We start from the raw sequence: 1,259 nt of genomic DNA on the forward strand, positions 1-1,259 counted from the left end.
GGTTCATCGCGGCTTTCCGGGGAAAGCCGCTTTTATCTTTAAGAAGAAGTAATCAGTGTCTCGATAGCCATATCCCATCCTCTTGATTAACTTTATCTTGTTATTTATCCCTTCAAGCGTACAGGTATTCAGCGGGTAGCTTGCTGAAGCAGTGATCCCATGAAGGTACGGACGGAGCTTTCGAGCGAACTCTTTTAACGGCTTAATTCCACTCTCATTCACTTGCTCCCACCATACCTGCCATAAGTTTTTAGCCTGAAGTTCAGAGCCGCAACGCCACAGTTCCTTTAATTGCGCACCCAGTAAGTAGGTTGTCATCAAGTCCTGATTCATATTCAATATTTCTGTGAGGTAACTTTCCTGTTGTGTATTCAAATTATCCTTATTTTTTAATAGCACCCAGCGCGAACGCTTGACCCATTGCCTTGCTTTTTTATCCTGCTTTAGTTTATTAGCTTGGTCCACTCTGACTCTATCCATCACTTCACGACCGAACTTAGCAACAACGTGGAACAAGTCGTAAACGATACGGGCATTTGGGCAATGCTCTTGAACTTCAAGGTCAAAAGCCGTATTCATATCCATTGCTACTGCTTCGATATTTTTGCCATGCTCACCTAGCAGTTCAAAGAACGGTCGAATATCCTTGCGGCTACGACCGAGTCCTATCCAGATAACCTGATGACTTTTCGCATCAGCAATGACCGTCGCGTAGCGGTGTCCTTTAAAAATGGCAAACTCGTCCATGGCGAGTTGCCTTAATTCTCCCCATTTAACTTGCGGTACTACCTGTTGAAGCCGACGCTTATCTATCTCTTTGATTGTGTGCCAATGAACGCCTGTCACTTGGGCTATATGTTTAATGGGTAACAGAGGTAACAACTGTTCTATGTAGCTTCGTAGGCGGTTAGTGATACGAGCATAAGGTTCCAACCAAGATAGCCGTTCTGTTTTAATGCCGCAGTGACCGCATTTGATGCGTCGGGTTTGAACGGACAGTTCAACGGGAGTTCCTAACAGTGTGGCTTCCTTCACGTTACGCCATTGATACTCATGTATGGATTGAGATTTAAGTCCGCACGGACACTTAGCGATAGAGTTAGGTTTGAGAGTGAGCTTTATTAATGATGCAGTCTGATGAGACTTTACTATATGAAAGCCTTCCCAGAATGAAGATAGGAAAGTATGATTCGACATGAAAACGGTAGTTTGTGTAGGTTTTGTTTGGCGATAAAACTCTATCACTTACTACCGTTTTT

The 1,259-nt window shown here is 43.8% G+C and carries 1 protein-coding gene; it reads right to left on the reverse strand.

Annotation, left to right across the window (positions count from 1 at the left end; translation table 11 throughout):
• Positions 1–3 precede the first annotated feature (3 nt).
• Positions 4–1,197 (reverse strand): ISL3 family transposase, encoded by a 1,194-nt coding sequence (locus UF05_RS10870; protein WP_079758064.1) that lies wholly within the window; start codon positions 1,195–1,197, stop codon positions 4–6.
• Positions 1,198–1,259 lie beyond the last annotated feature (62 nt).

The sequence above is a fragment of the Vibrio sp. S457-15 genome (genome assembly GCF_000960545.1).
GTDB classification, from domain to species: Bacteria; Pseudomonadota; Gammaproteobacteria; order Enterobacterales; family Vibrionaceae; genus Vibrio; species Vibrio parahaemolyticus.